The organism is Amycolatopsis sp. NPDC059021 (genome assembly GCF_042739895.1).
Lineage (GTDB): Bacteria > Actinomycetota > Actinomycetes > Mycobacteriales > Pseudonocardiaceae > Amycolatopsis.
This window is the reverse complement of record NZ_JBHYIQ010000115.1, coordinates 12,528-29,890: the sequence shown is the minus strand read 5'-3', so window position 1 is coordinate 29,890 and position 17,363 is coordinate 12,528. Positions and strand designations below refer to the sequence as shown.

Annotated in this window: 12 protein-coding genes and 1 pseudogene; 5 read left to right on the top strand and 8 right to left on the bottom strand. The window is 69.0% G+C overall.

What is annotated here, in order from left to right:
• Positions 1–71: 71 nt before the first annotated feature.
• Complete coding sequence (locus ACFWX1_RS41325; protein ID WP_378395349.1) at positions 72–650, top strand: cupin domain-containing protein; 579 nt, start codon at positions 72–74, stop codon at positions 648–650.
• 56 nt (positions 651–706) lie between these two features.
• Positions 707–1,570: a LysR substrate-binding domain-containing protein gene (locus ACFWX1_RS41320; RefSeq protein ID WP_378395348.1), complete on the top strand. Its 864-nt coding sequence runs from the start codon at positions 707–709 to the stop codon at positions 1,568–1,570.
• Positions 1,571–1,601: 31 nt separating this feature from the next.
• Here the strand turns inward: ACFWX1_RS41320 and ACFWX1_RS41315 are convergent.
• Positions 1,602–1,837, bottom strand: a pseudogene (locus ACFWX1_RS41315) (DUF664 domain-containing protein).
• 194 nt (positions 1,838–2,031) lie between these two features.
• Between ACFWX1_RS41315 and ACFWX1_RS41310 the strand changes: the two are divergent.
• The gene (locus ACFWX1_RS41310) at positions 2,032–2,238 is read left to right on the top strand and encodes a hypothetical protein (protein ID WP_378395347.1); all 207 of its coding nucleotides are present in this window, start codon (positions 2,032–2,034) and stop codon (positions 2,236–2,238) included.
• Between the two features lie 46 nt (positions 2,239–2,284).
• On the opposite strand, the gene ACFWX1_RS41305 is transcribed toward ACFWX1_RS41310, so the two are convergent.
• The 7 genes from ACFWX1_RS41305 to ACFWX1_RS41275 all read right to left on the bottom strand — a co-directional run bounded on the left by ACFWX1_RS41305 (position 2,285) and on the right by ACFWX1_RS41275 (position 12,099).
• Complete coding sequence (locus ACFWX1_RS41305) at positions 2,285–3,202, bottom strand: hypothetical protein (RefSeq protein ID WP_378395346.1); 918 nt, start codon at positions 3,200–3,202, stop codon at positions 2,285–2,287.
• A 9-nt stretch (positions 3,203–3,211) separates the two neighbouring features.
• On the bottom strand, positions 3,212–3,826 hold the full coding sequence (locus tag ACFWX1_RS41300) for an FMN reductase (protein ID WP_378395345.1): 615 nt from the start codon (positions 3,824–3,826) through the stop codon (positions 3,212–3,214).
• Between the two features lie 15 nt (positions 3,827–3,841).
• Positions 3,842–4,933 (bottom strand): LLM class flavin-dependent oxidoreductase, encoded by a 1,092-nt coding sequence (locus ACFWX1_RS41295; protein ID WP_378395344.1) that lies wholly within the window; start codon positions 4,931–4,933, stop codon positions 3,842–3,844.
• 102 nt (positions 4,934–5,035) lie between these two features.
• Positions 5,036–5,968 (bottom strand): hypothetical protein, encoded by a 933-nt coding sequence (locus ACFWX1_RS41290; RefSeq protein ID WP_378395343.1) that lies wholly within the window; start codon positions 5,966–5,968, stop codon positions 5,036–5,038.
• A 214-nt stretch (positions 5,969–6,182) separates the two neighbouring features.
• Positions 6,183–7,448 (bottom strand): heparan-alpha-glucosaminide N-acetyltransferase domain-containing protein, encoded by a 1,266-nt coding sequence (locus ACFWX1_RS41285; RefSeq protein WP_378395342.1) that lies wholly within the window; start codon positions 7,446–7,448, stop codon positions 6,183–6,185.
• A complete protein-coding gene (locus ACFWX1_RS41280) occupies positions 7,445–8,113 on the bottom strand; it encodes a BPL-N domain-containing protein (RefSeq protein WP_378395341.1) in 669 nt (222 codons plus the stop codon). Before ACFWX1_RS41280 ends, ACFWX1_RS41285 begins: the two co-directional genes overlap by 4 nt.
• A complete protein-coding gene (locus ACFWX1_RS41275; RefSeq protein WP_378395340.1) occupies positions 8,110–12,099 on the bottom strand; it encodes a Pls/PosA family non-ribosomal peptide synthetase in 3,990 nt (1,329 codons plus the stop codon). Before ACFWX1_RS41275 ends, ACFWX1_RS41280 begins: the two co-directional genes overlap by 4 nt.
• 648 nt (positions 12,100–12,747) lie before the next feature.
• On the opposite strand from ACFWX1_RS41275, the gene ACFWX1_RS41270 reads away from it, so the two are divergent.
• Positions 12,748–14,799: a type IIA DNA topoisomerase subunit B gene (locus tag ACFWX1_RS41270; protein ID WP_378395339.1), complete on the top strand. Its 2,052-nt coding sequence runs from the start codon at positions 12,748–12,750 to the stop codon at positions 14,797–14,799.
• 30 nt (positions 14,800–14,829) lie between these two features.
• A complete protein-coding gene (locus tag ACFWX1_RS41265; RefSeq protein ID WP_378395338.1) occupies positions 14,830–17,319 on the top strand; it encodes a DNA topoisomerase (ATP-hydrolyzing) subunit A in 2,490 nt (829 codons plus the stop codon).
• The last annotated feature ends 44 nt before the right edge of the window (positions 17,320–17,363 follow it).

Below are 17,363 nucleotides of genomic sequence, written 5' to 3'. Positions count from 1 at the left end.
CCGATATAATTGAACCGCCGACCACCGAGAACTACACTTGCTTGGTGGTCGGCTGCGTATGTTGAGTATACGTGACAGCCCCGGCGGACGGGGCGGCGAGCGGCGCGGTGCCACCGGCGAACGGCGGCGCGTCGCCGTTCCTGTTCTCGCTGAGCAAGACAGCACCGATGACCTTCGACGGCGGCACGCTGCGGGGCGCCAACAAGGACACCTTCCCGGTACTAACCGAGGACCAGAAGGGCTCCGTCTACCTCGTCCACCTCGACGTCGGCGGAATTCGCGAACCGCATTGGCACCCGAGCGCGTGGGAACTGAACTACATTCTTTCCGGCACGGCGAAATGGACGATGCTGGGCACCCACGGGGACGGGAGTTACCACAACTCCGCGTTCACCGCCAACCAGGGCGACCTCGTTTTCGCGCCCCAGGGTTTCTTTCACTACTTCGAGAACGGCAGCAAGACGCAGGGACTCGATGTGCTGGTCATCTTCAACACCAGCGTCGGCGAGCCCAGCGACGACATCGGGATCGTCGGCACGCTGAACTCGCTCCCGCGTGACGTGCTCGCGGCCACCTTCGGCGTCCCCGAATCGGCATTCAAGGCAATTCCGACAAAAATCGAGCCGGTGGTGATCACCAAGCGAAAGTAGGCAGTGGCTCCACGCACACTTCGTGTCCACGCGGGCACGGATGGTGGTAAGCCGGAATGGTGATCGATCCGGTGCTGTTGAGGACGTTCCTCGCCGTCGCGGATTCCGGCGGGTTCAGTGAGGCCGCGCGGCGGCTGCGGCTGGGGCAGTCCACGGTCAGCCAGCACGTGCGGCGGCTGGAATCGCTGGTGGGCCGCGAGCTGTTCGTCCGCGACACGCACCGGGTCGCCCTCACCGGCGACGGCGAGGCCATGACCGGTTTCGCCCGCGACATCCTGGACAGGCAGGATCGGGCGATCCGGTACTTCGCCCGGCCGGAGCCCCGTGGCCGGATCCGGCTCGGGGTGTGCGAGGACCTCGTACTGTCACGACTGCCGGAACTGCTCCGCCGGTTCCGCGGCGACCATCCATTGGTCGATCTCGAACTGACCGTGGAACTCAGCGGCGTGCTGCACGACCGGCTCACCGAGGGAAAGCTGGACCTGGCCTTCGCCAAACGCGGCCCCGACGACTCCGCCGGCCTGCCGGTGTGGTCCGACTCGCTGTCGTGGGCCGGGGCACCCGGGCTCTGTCTCGATCCGGACGAACCCGTGCCGCTCGTCGTCTACCCGGAGCCGAGCATCACCCGAGCGCGCGCCCTGGACACCTTGCGGCGCAACGGTTTCCGCTGGCGAATCGCGTGCACCTGCACCCACCTCAACGGCCTGCGCGCCGCGGTGCTCGCCGGGCTCGGCGTCGGTCTCTTCGCGACGTCGATGGTGCCGCACGGCCTGACCGCCCCGGCGGCTCCGCTCCCGGACCCCGGCAGCGTGGTGTTCGGGCTGAGCAGCCGCCGCCCGCTCACCCATGGCCCGATCGCGGCGCTGTCCGCGCTGATCCGCGCGCATCCGTGGACGCCGAGCCCGGTACCCGCCCACTGAGCACAGTGGACGTCCGTTGTGGACGATCCGGCTACTCGCCGACCGCGCCGTCGATCCGTTCGCGCATCAGGTCGGCGTGGCCGTTGTGCCGGGCGTACTCCTCGATCATGTGGGTCAGCACCCAGCGCAGCGAGACCGCCCCGAGTTCGGGGGCGTCCCCGGTGATGTCGAGATCGGGCGCGTCCGCGACGAACCGATCCGCGAACGCGACCTCGGCGCGCCGCGTTCCACGTCCGCCAGATGGCGGATCAGCCCGAGCAGCGACATCGTGGACGGCGGCACGCTCCGGCTCGCATTCTCGGCGCCGCCAAGGCCCCGCGCCACGGGTTTTCGGGTTCATCCGGGCATTGTCCGGTCGAAGGTCGGGCAATCCCGGTGCCGGAGGCTGGTCCCGCTCGCGGTCGTGCTGAAGGCTGACCACGGCCGGGCCCCATGCCCGCCGGAACTGGAGGAAATCGTCGATGAAGAAGCTGTTGGTCGCCGGACTGCTGGGATTCGGCGCGCTCGTGGCCACCGCGGCTCCCGCCTCGGCCGACACCTGGTCGGGGCACTGGTACACCTCCGAATTCGCGTGCAACGTGGCCGCCACCGGGGCCCAAGCCGCCGGGCACGCGGGCGCCTACTGCTGGAAGGACGCGAACGGCTACTACGAGCTTTGGTACAAGTAGCGGGGAAACCGGTGCGGCTCGCGCGGAGCCGCACCGGTTCGTCCGGCTAGCCGAGTTCGATGACGCGGTCGGGCACCGTGCCGAGGTTCAGCACCCGATGTCCGTGGTGCACCCCCGGCGGCAGGTCCATCGCGGCCCGTGCCGTCGCCGCCGCGATGACGCCGGTTCCCCGCGCTTGGGAGCGTCCGGCCGCCCAGCGGGTCCGGCCGTCCGCCGCCTGTGCCAGCGCCAGCCAGCGGTCGCTGCCCGGGAAGTGCATGCCCCGCACGGATTTCAGCCGTCCCAGCGGCGGAGCCCAGGTCAGCGCGGCCAGGCCGGAGGTCGCCAGCCGGGAATCGAGACCGAAGTAGGTGCGCACCGGGACGCCGAACTCCGCGGTGAGGGTGTGCTGATCGGAAAAGTCCGCGCGGTAGAGCCGCCGCGTACCGAAGCCGGGCAGCGTGAACGCCTTCGGTCGCGTGAAGTTGCGGACGCTGCCGCCGCCGGGATCGGCGAAACGGCGGCCGAGCAGATCGTAGGTCCACGCGGTGGCGGCCACGCCGTGCCGCTCGCCCGCGCCCAGCAGCACGGCGAGGTCGACCGGTCCCGGCGCGGCCCGATGTGCCGCGGCGGCGAGCATCCCGGTCAGTCCCGGCGCGATCCCCACACCCACGACGACCGGCGAGGCCGGGACGAGCCGCTCCAGCTCGGCCACATACGCCGTCGACGCCGTTATGTCCACAAAGGACATCCCGGCGTCGGTGGCGAGGATGGCCAGCCGGACGTCCTCCGCGCCGCTCGCGTTCACCACGACGTCGACTTCGGGGATCGCGGTCAGCGCGGCGCGATAGGAGTTGTCGTCGGTGAGGTCGACCGCGATGTCGGCGCGGGCGGGATTGCGCCCCGCCACGAACGTCTCCCGCCCCAGCTCGGCGACGATGTGCGCGCCTACCGCGCCGTAGCCGCCGAGCACCAGGGTCCGCACCCGGCCAGACTACTGCCCGTCCGTCCCGGCGAGTAGCTGTTCGAAGGGCACGGACGCGAACGGCTCGCGCGCCTGACCTGCGGTGGCCGGGCGCCCGGCCACCATCGCCGCGAGTTCGCCGCCCGCGCGCTCGACCCGTTTCTGCAACGCGCCGAGCGCTTCCCCGCCGCCCCAATCCGACGACGCCGCGTACACCCCGGTCGGCGCCGGGGTCGCCCGCAGGTAACCGAACAGCGGCCGCAGCTGGAGGTCGAGCACCAGCGAATGCCGTTCGGTGCCGCCGGTCGCACCGAGCAGCACCGGCTTTCCTTCGAGCACGCCCTGGTCGAGGACGTCGAAGAAGGACTTGAACAGCCCGCTGTACGACGCGGTGAACACCGGCGTGACCACGATCAGCCCGTCGGCCCGCTCCACCGTGTCGATCGCGGCCCGCAGCTTCGGGCTGGGAAAGCCGGTGAGCAGGTTGTTCGTGACGTCGACGGCGAAATCGCGGAGCTCGATCACCTCGACGTCGACGTCGTCGCCCAGCGCGGTCACCGTGCCCGCGGCGAGCCGGTCCGCGAGCAGTCTGCTCGACGAGGGCTGGCTGAGCCCGGCGGTGACCACCGCGAGTGTGCGTGTCATGACTCGACCTCTTTCTTAAGCAAGTGCCTTTTCGGCTTCGCGGGCGGCCTTGAGCGAGGCGTGCGTCGGCGCTTCGGGGACATGCTCCGGGCGCTTGGCGTCGAACTCCTTGCGCAGCACCGGAAGCACGTGCTCCCCGAGCAGGTCGAGCTGCTCCAGGACGGTGCCCAGCGGCAGGCCGGCGTGATCCATCAGGAACAGCTGGCGCTGGTAGTCGCCGAAGTGCTCGCGGAAGCTCAGCGTCTTGTCGATCACCTGCTGCGGGCTGCCGACGGTCAGCGGCGTCTGCTCGGTGAACTCCTCCAGCGACGGCCCGTGCCCGTAGACCGGCGCGTTGTCGAAGTACGGCCGGAACTCGCGCACCGCGTCCTGGGAGTTGGGCCGCATGAACAGCTGCCCGCCGAGCCCGACGATCGCCTGGTCGGCCTTGCCGTGCCCGTAGTGCTCGTACCGCTCGCGGTAGAGCTCGATCAGGCGCTGGAAGTGCTCCTTGGGCCAGAAGATGTGGTTGGCGAAGAAGCCATCGCCGTAGTACGCCGCCTGCTCGGCGATCTCCGGACTGCGGATCGACCCGTGCCACACGAACGGCGGCACGTCGTCGAGCGGCCGCGGTGTCGAGGTGAACCCCTGCAGCGGAGTGCGGAACTTGCCGGACCAGTCGACGACGTCCTCACGCCACAACCGGTGCAGCAGGTGGTAGTTCTCGATGGCCAGCGGAATGCCCTGCCTGATGTCCTGGCCGAACCAGGGGTAGACCGGCCCGGTGTTGCCGCGGCCCATCATCAGGTCGACGCGGCCGTTCGCGAGGTGCTGGAGCATCGCGAAGTCCTCGGCGATCTTCACCGGGTCGTTCGTGGTGATCAGCGTCGTCGAGGTGGAGAGGACGATCTTCTCGGTCCGTGCCGCGATGTAGCCGAGCATCGTCGTCGGCGAGGACGGCACGAACGGCGGATTGTGGTGCTCACCGGTGGCGAAGACGTCGAGGCCGATCTCCTCGGCCTTGAGCGCGATGCGGACCATCGCCTTGATCCGCTCGTGCTCCGAGGGTGTGGTGCCGGTGGTCGGGTCGGTCGTGACGTCGCCCACCGTGAAGATCCCGAACTGCATGCCCGCTCCTTCCATCTACTTGAGCGCTCAACTGTAATCGCGCAAGAGATATTCCCGGAGCGGGGTCATGCCGTTCAGTGCGGGGTGACTCGCGTCACGACGTCAGGCGGTGCAGTTCTTCTGGGTGTCGGTGCGGACCTTCGCGCCGGTGAACTCCTGCAGGATGGCGAGGTTCTCCGGGGCGTAGTTGGTGGCGGTGATCTTGTCCGCGGCGGGACTGCCGAGCTTGCCGGTGTAGGGCGCCGACTTCTCCAGCCAGTAGGCCGAACGCAGGAACTGGGTCAGGACCAGCTCGCGCAGCTTCGGCTCGTTCTTGATCTGCGTCCAGTAGGCGGGGTGCTTGTCCTTGGCCACCCGCAGGTAGAGCAGCAGGTACCGCAGGTTGGTGGCGACGATGTCGCGGGCGTTGCTGGCCCCGACGCCCTTGATGTACTCCTGCAGCACGGTCACCGCGGGCAGCCCGGTCAGCCCCGCGTTCAGTTCCGCCGTCACGCCCTGGAGGTGATAGTTGCCCTGGGTGCTGTCACGCAGGTAGATGCCGTCCATGGAGTCGCTGAGCCGGTCCTTGATCAGCGGCAGGATCTCCTTGCGGGGGAAGCCGTCGTGCAACGGGATCTTCAGGTCCTGCCGGGAGGCGTTGACCCAGGCCGCGGTGTACTGGTTCCACGTTGTCCGCGAGCCGTCGAGGTCCCACATATGGGTTTCCTCGTGGATGGCCACCATCATCGACTCGGCGAACGATTCGAAGCTGTTCTTCTGGACGAACTGGTCCCAGTACTTGTCCTTGGCCTGTGCGACCGCGAGGGCCTGGCCGCTGGGCCAGCGGCGCTGGTACACGGCCTGGAGGGTCGGCATCCAGTTCGAGGCGGAGAACCTCGCCTTGAGGTCGCTCACGTCGGCGGTGGGATTCGACGGTTCCTCGTAGCAGTACGGCGCGGCGGGTTTCGGGACAGGCGTTGCCGCGGCGGCGGTTCCCGCCATCGGCGACAGCGCGAGGAACACGGTCACCAGGGACAGGGCACGGATACGGCTCACAGGAACCTCGGTTTCCGAGCGGACGTGCGCTGGAGGGACCGGGGCCGCCGCTCTCGTCGTCGTCACGGTGGAGCGTATTGACCGCCGTTACCGCCGCACTAATCCCATTTCGCCATAACATCCCGTGATCCCGACGCCCCAGCGTCCCATCGCGAAGGTCCGTGGGGGCCTCCTTGAGGGACTCTGAATCCCTCAAGGAGGCCCCCACGGACCACTACCGATCAGACGACTTGGCCGGTTCGGGGACGCGGAGGACGGTCACCGCGCTGATCGGTGGCGGTGGGCCGTCGGGCACGCGAGGGCCCGAAGACCGGGTGACCAGGCGGCGTACCCGGGTGCACAGGAACGAGACGAGCGCCTCCAGCGGTCCCTTGCCCGCCGTGGCCCGCCAGGCGAGGCCGATCAGGAGTACCGCGCACACCTGGAGGAAGTACCCGACCACGGCGTCGTAGGTGTCGTAGTCGGAGTTGATGAACATGACGTGCACGGTGTACAGCGTCAGCGTCATGCTTCCGGCCGCCGCCAACGGCGCCAGCACGATCCGCACCACGCGTCGCACGTGCCGTTGCGTGACGTGCCCCAGCAGCAGCAACGCGCCGAGCAGCGCCACCGCCGTCCCCGTCGTGCCGACCAGATCCGGCGGGGTGCTGGTGTGCGGGGAGTCGACCGCGAGCCACCACCACGATTCCGTCGGCACCGTGCCGTCCGCGCCGAAGCGCAGCACGTCCGCGGTTTCCGCCGTCGTGAGGAAGCTTTCCTTCTGTGCCAGCCAGATGTGCAGCAGTCCGCCCCAGCGGTTGAGCAGCAGCGAGGACACCACCGCCGCGCTCACCGCCATCACCACACCGGACGTCAGCAGCGCGGCCGCGACCTTCACGCTCGACAGCTTCAGCCTGCCGATCACGATCCCCGCGGCCAGATACGCCAGCCACGACAGCGCCGGGTATTCGCCGGTGAGCGTCAACTCGGACAGCAGCGAAAGCGGATGCTCGAAGAGGTAGCTCCACGTGGGGTTGAGCAGCGTCGGCTTCGGCAGATGCGGCAGCCAGTAGTGCATCAGCACCGGAACGCCGCCCGCGAGCGCGGCGCCGACGACGCCGACGAGCCACGTCGGCAGGAACACCAGCGGGATCGCGAGCAGGAACATCACGCCGTAATAAGGCAGGATCACCGCGGCGATCGACGCGTCGGTGTAGCCGAGCACGAGCCCGACGACCGTGATCGCCAGCGCACGGGTCACGAGCGCCGCGATCTGGCCGCGCGCGTCCGCGGCGCCGACCCGGCGGCGTCCGGTCAGGAACGCGATCGTCACGCCGGCCAGGACGGCGAACGCCGCGGCGGCCCGGCCGCCGAAGACCGTGAACGACAACGTCGGCGCGCCGGACTCCGTCGATTCGTACAGCGAGTGCACGGCCATCATGCCGACGAGCGCGATCCCGCGGGTCGCGTCGATCGCGACCAGCCGTTTCCGTTCGCTCACCGCGCCATCACCGCATCGACGAGCGCCTGCCCGAGTTTCGTGCCCGAACGCCACGGCACCGACAGCCCGGCGTCGGTGAACCAGTCGCGGGTCGCCTCCGGATGCGGGCCGACGACGCCGACCCTGCCCGAGCCGAACGGCGTCACGACCGCCGCGATCTCGCCGTTGGAATACCGGGCGACCACGTTGGCCTTCGCGCCGTCCTTGAGCCAGAAGTACGGCCCGTCCTGGAAGAACAGCTTGCGCCGCCGGAACATCCCCCAGCGCACCTTCACCAGCGCGTTGCCGTCGTGCTCGACGGTCGCGCCGTCGGTCTCGATGTACTGGTCGGTGTCGCCAGGCAGCAGGCCGAAACCCGGTGTCGCACCGGCGAGATAGCCGCCGAGGCAGAACCCGAGATACGCGCCGCCTTCGGAGACGAAGTCGCGGATCACCTCACGCCGGTTCTTCAGGTGCGGGTAGGAGTCCTCCAGCGTCCCACCGCCCGGCTGGGCGTAGAGCGCCGCCTCCTCCAGCGATTTGCGCTTCAGCGGGACGTCCCCTCCGGGCCCGGCGTACTGGACCCGGAACCCGTGCCTGCTCGACCGCAACAGCTCCGCGACCGCCTCCGGGCAGCCCTTCGTCGTCGCCGGGCCGCGGTAGACCAGCGCCAGTGGCTTGCTCACGAAGCACCCGCCTCGGCCATCGTGACGACGCCTTGGGCGGGAATCCCGCGCCATCGTGTCCCGTCCGGCAGTTGTTCGCCCTTCATCAGCAGCGACAACGAGCCCAGCGAGGTTTCCTTGCCCACGACGGCGTCGTAGAGCACGATCGCGCGGGTCCCGACGGTCGCGCCGGCTTCCACGGTCACGTACGACATCTTCATCACCCGATCCTCGAACAAGTGCGTCTGCAGGGAACTCTCCGTGCCGACGGTCGCGTCGTCACGGACGCGGACCAGGTCGAACTCGGTGAGATACGTGGTCCCGATCCAGGTCCGGCGGCCGATGTCCGCCCCGAACCAGCGCAGGATCGGCGGCAGGAACGGCGTCCCGACCAGCATGCCGACCCCGGCCGGCACCGCGGCCGCCTCGTACAGCCCCGTGGTGAACTCGGCGTAGCGCACGAACTTGCTCCACAACGGCTCCACCCGCGGCCGGTAGACACCGACCAGGTTCCGTTTCGTCGCCGCGCAGTACCCGATCGTCGCCAGCCCGACCGCGATCGCGACCAGCGGCGACACCAGCGCGGGAATGTAGAGGTAGTTGCCCTGTGCCAGATCCGACAGGATCGTCAGGTACAGATAGAAACTCAGGCCGAGCACGGTCGCCGGCAACGTCGCGCGGAAGAACTCGATCATCAGCCGGTGCGCCACCACCTTGCGCGGCGGCGAGAACGTCTGGTCCTCGGCGAAGTCACCGCTGTCCTGCCGTTGCGGCAGGTGGATGGCGGGCGAGCCCAGCCACGACGTGTCGTCCGGGACGCCGTCGTACGGCGGCACCGTGCTGACCCCGACCAGCGACCCATCCCCCATGCTCGACCCGGCCGGGACGAACGCCGCGTTGCCCACGAAGGCGCGGCTGCCGATCTCGGTCGGTAGCAACGCGATCCGGCCGTTCGCGAACGTCGCGCAGCCGACGCTGGCCATGTCCGCCACGAAGCTCTCCTTGCCCAGCGTCAGCAGATCCGGGTCGATGTGACCCGCGGTCGACACCTCCGCGCGGTTGCCGACCCTGGCGCCCAGCAGCCGCAACCACGGCACCGTGTAGAGCGTGGCGTACAGCGAGTTCGTGAACGTCAGGCTCATCTCGAGCAGCTTGTCGGAGATCCACTTCCGTACTCCGAGCCCCGACCGCACCGGGAAGACCCCGACCGGGGCCGTCCGCAGCACCATCCGCTTGCCCAGCGCGACGACCACGCACACCGTCAGTACGAACACCGGCCCGGCGAAGATCGTCGCGAGGACCCCGGCCAGCACACCCCAGCCCAGCAGCGCCCACCACACCAGCGCCACACCCGGCACGATCATCGCGATCGCCAGGAACTCCAGCCAGATCAGCCCGAGCACCGACGCGCCGAGGTGCCGCGGCTTCCAGCCGCCCATGTCGCCGCGCGCGTCGAGCATCACCTCGGCGGCGGGCTCCAGCGACGTCGTCGGCTGCGCGGGAGACCCGGACCAGCGGTCACCCGCCGGGACGATCTCCTCCTGCCCCAGCACCGACTGCTCCCCGACGGCAGCCCATTCGCCGACTGTGGTGCCGGGTTCCAGCACCGCGTTCGCCCCGACGAAGGCGCCGTCGGCGATGGTGATCGGGGCGACCGTCACCCAGCCGTCCTCGACCCGCCACGGCCGCAGCACCGCACCGTAGCCCAGCGAGACGTCGTGTCCGATGTGGACCATCGAGGGCAGGCTGACCGAACTGGTCGCGATGGTGCTGTGGCGGCCGACGCGCGCACCGAGGACCCGCAGGTAGAGCGTCATCATCGGGGATCCGGACAACACCGGGAGCGGGCCGATCGCCAGCAGCATGTCCAGCGTCCACAGCCGCAGGTACGTGGGCCCCCACAACCGGTACCGGCCCGGTTTGACACCGAGGGAAAGCGGGCGCGCCACCAGCGGCGGCACGATCCAGCGCACGCCGAGATAGCTGACCAGGATGGCGACCAGCAGCTGCACCAGCACGCGGACCGAGACCTGGCCGTCGTTCTGGGTGTACACATAGGACACTGGCAGGCAGATGACCAGCAGGAGCAGGTAGATCGCGACGAGCTGAGCCCCGCCCGCCGCGGCGATCCGCCGTCCGCTGTGCCGGATCGGCGCCGGGCGCGGCGCCGCCGTGCCGACCTGCTCGGCCGCCCCCAGCTGCGCGGACAACGCCCGCACGGTCGGGTTGGCGTAGAGGTCGCGGACCGCCACCGAAGCACCGATCTCCAGCGAGCGCAGCTTCGAGACGACCTGCGCGGCCAGCAGCGAATGCCCGCCGAGGTCGGCGAAGAAGTCCGCCTCCACCGACAGCTGCTCCGGCTCCAGCCCGAACACCTCGGCCCACGCCGCCCGGACCCGGGTCTCCAGCTCACCCTCGGCCTCGACCACCGGGCCGGTGACAGCGGTGAGCCGCTTCCCGGTGGGGAACGGCAGCTTGGGCCGGTCGACCTTGCCACTGGGCATCATCGGCAGGCCGGGCAGTTCGTCGAGGTAGGCGGGCACCATGTAGGCGGGCAGCCGTTTCCGCATGTCCTCGTGCAGGCGGTGGACGAGGTCCTCGTGGCTCTCCCCGGCACCTTCCTCACCACGGACGATGTAGCCGACGAGTTCCTTGGCGGCGTCGGCAGGCTCCGGCGGGGCGATCAACGCGACCACCGCCTCGGTCACCGCGGGGTCGGCGAGCAGCACGCTCTCGATCTCGCCGAGATCGACGCGGTAGCCCCGGATCTTGACCTCGGCGTCCGCGCGGCCCAGGTATTCGATTTCCCCGTCTTCGGTATAGCGGCCGAGGTCGCCCGTGCGGTACAGCCTGCCACCGTCACGCGCGAGCGGGTGCGGGAAGAACTTGTCGGCGGTCAGCTCGGGACGTCCCACATACCCGCGGGCGACGCCGGGACCGCCGAGGCAGATCTCGCCGACCTCGCCGAACGGGACCGGATTCCGGTCCTCGTCGAGGATCAGCGCCGAGTACGTCGGCAGCGGCTTCCCGATCGTCACCGGACGGCCCGGCAGCAGCTCGCCCCAGGTCGCGGTCACGGTGGCCTCGGTCGGGCCGTAGGTGTTGAGGATCCGCCGGTAGGGCTTGGCCCAGCGCTCGACGAGCTGCTGCGGGCAGGCCTCGCCGCCGACGAGCAGCTTGCGGATGCCCGGCAGCTCACGGGGCAACGTCGCCAGCAGCGTCGGAACGCAGTACAGCGTGGTGATCCGCTTGTCCTCGAGGAAGTCCGCGAGTTCGGCGCCGAGCCTGCGCGAGTCCGTCGGACCCGCCACCAGCGTCGCGCCGACCGCCCAGGTCGGCCAGATCTCCTCGATCGAGAAGTCGAAGGAGATCGTCATGCCCTGGTACACCCGGTCTTCCGGCCGCACGTCATACACCGCCGGGACGACGTCGAGGAAGTTGCAGATGCTCGACTGGCCGACCTCCACCCCCTTCGGCCTGCCGCTGGAGCCGGAGGTGTAGATCACATACGCGGCCGGATCCTCGGCCGGGTCGGGGTCGGGGCGGGTGTCCGGCGCGGCGGCCAGCTCGTCGGCGGCGTGGTCGAGCACGAGCATCGCGCACCCCGCCTCTCCGGCGTTTTCCGCCAGCTCGGACGAGGTGATCAGCAGATCGACCGCCGAGTCCCCGGCGATGTAGGCCACCCGGTCCGGCGGCGAGGCCGGGTCGATCGGCACGAACGCCGCGCCCGCCTTGCCTACCGCCAGCAGCGCCGCGTAGGTGTCGAAACCCCGCCGCAGCAGGATCGCCACCCGGCACCCGCCGGCGACGCCCCGCGCACGCAGCACGTGGGCGAGCCGGTTCGCGCGGGCGTCGAGCCCGGCGTAACTCAGCGCATCCTCCTCGTGCTCCACAGCGATCGCGCCCGGTACCCGCTCCGCAGTGGCCTCGAACACGTGATGCAGACGTCGTTCCCGAGCCGGGGTGGCGGCGTCGCGCGCCCCGGCGGTGGTCTCCAGTGTCGTCACGCCACGCCCACAGGAAACTCATAGAAATAGAACACGAAAATCCCCTTAGCCACGGTCAAGTCGCCGTCATCGGATTGACTACACGGATGTCGGCGATTTCATACGAAGGCGTTACAGTCAGCCAACCACAGATTCAAGCTGGCAGCCAAGCTCCCCAGGCAAACTCTTCTCAAACTACGAGAACACGCTCGCACGCCGAGCCGATGGCATGTCGTAATTTTCCTGCCAGCCAAGAACTCGCCGGTTTCGCACCATTCGACCAATCCGCGGACATGGCGGCCTCGAACATGTCGGACGTCCCCTTTCCCCCTGCCGATTACCGACGACATGATCATCACCCGGGAGTGTCTGTGAAATTCACATAAAAGCGCACAAAGACGTGTTCAACCAAACATGAACAAGTTTCGTAACACCTTCTGGATTGATCCCGGACTTTCGTCGTGCCGAGTGTGCCCACACCCCCTCGGTACCCCTCCCGGCGGGTCCCGCCGGGCACGCCCGACGCGGGCCCTCCCAGGCCGCACGCGCCACTCCAGGGGCCGAGTGCGCGAAAGCTGTCGGGGTCGGCGGATATCCTGCGTTACGGTGTCCCGCCGGGCACCACCCCCGAACACCGTTCGCGAGCCACGATCCGGGAGAGCGACCCCTGTGACTGCTGAGACCTTGTACGGGGCCGACGACCTCACGCATCTCGAAGGACTGGAAGCGGTCCGCAAGCGTCCGGGGATGTACATCGGCTCCACCGACAGCCGCGGTATCAACCACCTGTTCTCCGAGGTGGTGGACAACTCCACCGACGAGGGCGTGGCCGGGCACGCCACCCGCGTCGTGGTGACCCTGCACGCCGACGGCAGCGTGCAGGTCGACGACGACGGCCGCGGCATCCCCACCGGGGTGCACGCGAAGTCCGGTCTGTCCGGTGTCGAACTGGTGCTGACCAGGCTGCACGCGGGCGGCAAGTTCGGCGGGTCCGGCTACAAGACCTCCGGCGGCCTGCACGGCGTCGGCGCGTCGGCGGTCAACGCCCTGTCGCACCGCTTCGACGTCACCGTGAAGCAGAGCGGCAAGGTGCACCAGATGTCGTTCGCGCACGGTGTGCCGGGCACCTTCGACGGGCCGGGGCCCAAGGCGAAGTTCACCCGCCGTTCCGGGCTCAGCGTCACCGGCAAGATGAAGCGCGGCGAGCGCAGCGGCACGTCGATCCGCTACTGGTACGACGCCCGCTACTTCGAGACCGGCGCCGCCCTCGACGTCGAGGCCGTGCGCGCGAAGCTGCGCAACACCGCGTTCCTCGTCCCCGGCGTCACCTACGTGCTGCGCACCGCGGTGGACGACTCGATCAGCGAGGAGACCTTCCACTTCCCCCACGGCGTCAAGGACATGGTCGACTTCCTGGCCCCCGCCGGGGACAAGCCGGTCTGCGGCACCCTGCTGATCAGCGGCGAAGGCACCTACAAGGAGAACGCCGCCGACGCCAGCGGCGTCATGCAGTCCAATGTGGAGCGCCACGCCGAGGTCGAGGTCGCGCTCCGCTGGGGCACCGGCTACGAGCGCACGGTCGAATGCTTCACCAACACCATCCGCAACGTGCACGGCGGCACCCACCGGCGCGGGTTCGACCGGGCGATGCTCAAGGCGTTGCAGGAGGCCATCGGCAAAACCCGCGGGCTGCTCAAGCCCAAGGAGGACATGCCGACCATCGAGGACGTGCTCGAGGGCATGACCGCGGTGATCCACGTCCGGCTGCCCGAACCGCAGTTCACCTCGCAGACCAAGGACGAGCTGTCCACCGCCGGGATCACCCGCGTCATCCAGGGCATCGTCGACAAGCACGTCAAGGCCTGGACCGAGGACCGCAAGACCAAGTCCGAGGCCAAGATCGTCCTGCAGAAGGTCGTCGACGCCGCCCGCGTCCGGCTCACCCAGAAGCAGCAGAAGGACGCCGCCCGCCGCAAGACCGCGCTGGAGGGCGCGGCCATGCCGCCCAAGCTGGTCGACTGCCGTACCACAGGTGTCTCGCGAAGTGAGATATTTCTTGTGGAAGGAGATTCCGCCCTCGGCTCAGCGCGCATGGCCAGGGTGTCTGAATACCAGGCGCTGCTGCCGCTGCGCGGCAAGATCCTCAACGTGCAGAAGGCGAGCCTCGGCGACACGCTGAAGAACGCCGAGATCGCGTCGATCGTGCAGGTGCTCGGCGCGGGCAGCGGGCGCACGTTCGACCTTTCCACCATGCGTTACGGCCGCGTCATCCTGATGGCCGACGCGGACGTCGACGGTTCGCACATCCGGACGCTGCTGATCACGCTGTTCGCCAAGTACATGCGGCCGGTGATCGAGGACGGCAGGCTGTACGCGGCGATGCCGCCGCTGCACAAGCTGGTCACCAAGGGCCGCAACCCGGAAACCCACTTCACCTTCACCCAGCGGGAGATGGAGACGAAGTTCGCCGAGCTGGAAGCGGCGGGCAAGCAGATCGTCACCCCGGTTCCCCGGTTCAAGGGGCTCGGTGAGATGGACGCCGACGAGCTGTGGGAGACCACGATGAACCCAGCCGCCCGCTCGGTCCGCCGGATCACCATCGAGGACGCCGAAGCCGCGGAGGCCGCGCTCGAGTTGCTGATGGGCGAGAAGGTCGAACCCCGCCGCAACTGGCTTGTCGAGTCGTCCGACCGCATCGACCGCGACGCCATCGACGCCTGATTTCGTAGTGCTACCAAGGAGTTCTGAGTAATGGCACGCCGCAAAGGCACCACGACCAGGGTTGACCCGTCCGCGTTCGACCAGCCGGGGGCACAGGTCTTCGACAACCCGTTGAAGACCGAAATCGAGGACTCCTACCTCGAATACGCCTACTCGGTGATCCACGCGCGTGCCCTACCGGACGCGCGAGACGGCCTCAAGCCGGTGCACCGACGAATCATGTTCTCGATGCAGGAGAACGGGTACCGCCCCAACCACGCGTACGTGAAGTCGTCCCGCGTCGTCGGCGACGTGATGGGCAAATTCCATCCACACGGCGACACCGCGATCTACGACGCGATGGTCCGGCTGGCCCAGGACTTCTCACTCAACGTCCCCCTCGTCGACGGGCACGGAAATTTTGGTTCACCAGACGATGGACCGGCGGCGAGCCGTTATACCGAGTGTCGGCTGTCACCCCAGGCGATGCACCTGGTCGGGGAACTCAACGAGGACACCGTCGACTTCCGGCCCAACTACGACGGTTCGCTCGAAGAGCCGTCCGTGTTGCCGGCGGCGTTCCCGAACCTGCTGGTCAACGGCACGTCCGGGATCGCGGTCGGGATGGCGACCAACATGATCCCGCACAACATGGGCGAGGTCATCGCGGCGGCGCGCTGGCTGATCACGCATCCGAACGCCACGCTCGAAAAGCTGATGGAGTTCGTGCCCGGCCCCGACCTGCCCACCGGCGGCACGCTGCTGGGGCTGGACGAGGTGCGCAAGGCCTACGAAACCGGCCGCGGTGTGGTGCGGATGCGTGCCCGCTGCGAGACCGGGCCGCTCGAAGGCAGCCGCGGCAGGCAGGCCATCACCGTCACCGAGCTGCCCTACGGCGTCGGGCCGGAGAAGGTGATCGAGAAGATCACCGACGAGGTCAACAAGTCCAAGCGGCTCACCGGCATCGCCGACGTCAAGGACCTGACCGACCGCGAGAACGGCACGCGGCTGGTGATCGAGTGCAAGGTCGGGGTGAACCCGCAGGCACTGCTCGCCGACCTCTACCGGCTCACGCCGCTGGAGCAGTCCTTCGGCATCAACAACCTCGTGCTCGTCGAGGGCCAGCCGCGGACGCTCGGGCTCAAGGCGCTGCTGGAGGTCTTCCTGCGGCACCGCTACGAGGTCGTCACCCGCCGCACCCGTTACCGCCGCCGCAAGCGCGAGGAGCGGCTGCACCTGGTCGACGGCCTGCTCGTCGCGTTGCTGAACATCGACAAGGTGATCAGGCTGATCCGCGACAGCGAGAACGCGCAGGCCGCGAAGGACGGCCTGATGAAGCGGTTCAAGCTCTCGGAGATCCAGGCACAGTACATTTTGGACACTCCGCTGCGCAGGCTCACCAAGTACGACCGGCTGGAGCTGGAGTCCGAGCAGGACAGGCTGCGCGACGAGATCGCCGAGCTGTCGAAGATCCTCGACGACGAATCGGTGCTGCGCAAGGTCGTGTCGAACGAGCTGGCCAAGGTCGCCAAGGACTTCCCGACCGAGCGGCGTACCGCGCTGATCGACGGCGACCTCAAGGAGGTGCTGGCCGCGTCGAAGCCGTCCGGCCCGCTGGAGGTCAGCGACGACCCCTGCCAGGTGATCCTGTCCGCGACGGGGCTGGTCGCGCGCACCGCGGCCGAGTCGGAGGAGTCCTCGGAGGCGCGGCGGCGCAACGGGCGGGTGAAGCACGACGCGGTGTCCGCGGTCGTGCACACCACCGCGCGCGGTCAGGTGCTGCTCGTGACCAGTAAGGGCCGGGCGTTCAAGACCGACGTGCTGCCGCTGCCGGTGCTGCCGGATCAGGCGGGCACGGTGTCGCTGCGCGGCGGGATGGCCGCGCGGGAGCTGGTCCCGCTGGAGAAGGGCGAACGGGTCGTCGGCATCGCGCCGCTGGGCGAGCAGGCGGCGGGTTCGCCGGGCCTGGCGGTCGGCACGAAGCTGGGCGTGGTGAAGGTGTGCGCGCCGGAATGGCCCGTGCGGTCCGACGAGTTCGACGTCATCACGCTCAAGGACGGCGACGAGATCGTCGGCGCCACCTGGCTCACCGACGGCAACGAGACGCTGACGTTCATGTCGTCGGAGGCCTCACTCCTGAAGTACCCCGCGTCGCTCGTACGTCCGCAGGGGCTCAAGGGTGGTGGCATGGCCGGGATCAACCTCGGCACGAAGGGCGCGGATGTGGTGTTCTTCGGCGCCGTCCGCACCGACGACGACGAGCACGGCGAGCCGATGGTCATCACGGCCACCGGCGCGAGCGTGAAGGTGACCCCGTTCAGCGAGTACCCGGCGAAGGGCCGCGCGACGGCCGGCGTCCGCGCGCAGCGGTTCCTCAAGGGCGAGACCCGGCTGGTGGTGGCCTGGGTCGGGCCGCGACCGGCGGGCGCGGCGAAGAACGGTGACCCGGTCGAGCTGCCCGAGGTCGATCTGCGTCGCGACGGCTCCGGCCACGCCCACCCTGGCCCCGACGTCGTCGGCCACCTCATCGAACGCGACTGACGTGCTCTGAAGGCCACCTTGAGGGACTTGAACGCTCTCAAGGT